This is a genomic window from Vibrio sp. 1249-1 (genome assembly GCF_033340495.1).
Map to the genome: position 1 here is coordinate 1 of NZ_JAWOWJ010000153.1, position 1,026 is coordinate 1,026.

At 47.2% G+C, this 1,026-nt stretch carries 1 protein-coding gene; it reads right to left on the reverse strand.

Annotated features, from left to right (window positions below; all coding sequences use genetic code 11):
- Positions 1–197: 197 nt before the first annotated feature.
- Positions 198–1,026, reverse strand: an 829-nt coding sequence (rsgA, locus tag R7Z50_RS24910; protein WP_318149404.1) for a small ribosomal subunit biogenesis GTPase RsgA, incomplete at its 5' end; no start/stop codon positions are given.

Here is a 1,026-nt window from a genome sequence, read left to right on the forward strand (position 1 = left end):
CCAGTTTGCCCATTAGGCGCGTTAGGCCATGCTGTGGGATCCAGTACTGCAGTCCAACTTTAAACTTGTCCATCTTTAATTCCGATACTTCCGTCTGTTCTGTTAGATTCGCGCTTTGGGCGCGTGATGTTACTGAACTTTAATGTGCTTGTCAGTATTCGGTGAAGAATTCTTACACAGTTGCTCAGACAATCTGGTTACAGATCGGCCTTCTTGTTGCGTGAGTATTGGCGGTTTGCCTTGTTCTCCATCATGCTTTCTAGAATGCGATGGTAGTTCTCAAAACGAACCTCACTCACTTCGCCTTTCTCAACGGCTTCACGCAGAATACAGCCAGGGTCGTCGTTGTGTTTACAGTCTCGGAATTTACAGCCACCAAGGTATGGGCGGAACTCTACGAACGCTTTGGTGACTTCTTCAGCCTCTAAGTGCCAAAGACCAAATTCGCGAACCCCTGGTGAGTCAATAAGATCGCCGCCAGTTGGAATGTGGTAAAGGCGTGCTGCTGTCGTGGTGTGTTGACCTAAGCCAGAGTTTTCAGAAATTGCGCCTTCTTCCACTTCTTGTTCTAGTTCAGGCATTAATGCATTAACCAAACTCGATTTACCTACGCCAGATTGACCAACAAAGATGTTGATACGATCGCGTAACTGCACTTCTAAATCACTAATGCCTTCACCAGAATTTTTACTCACGAACAGCACTTTATAACCAATTCGCTCGTATTCTTTGAGCCACTCTTCGTACATTGCACGGTCATCTACCTCAAGCAAATCGACCTTATTGAGCACCAACAATGGTGCGATGTTGAGTGTCTCTGCGGCCACTAAATAACGGTCGATAATGTTCAGTGATAGCTCAGGCAAGACAGACGAGACAATCACCATCTGATCGATGTTTGCCGCAACTGGTTTGAGGCCGTCGTAGTAGTCTGGGCGAGTCAGCATTGATGTACGTGGCTCTACGGCTTCAACAACACCAGAGATGCCTGCCATTGATTCAAGACCTTCACGCCAGAGCACTCGG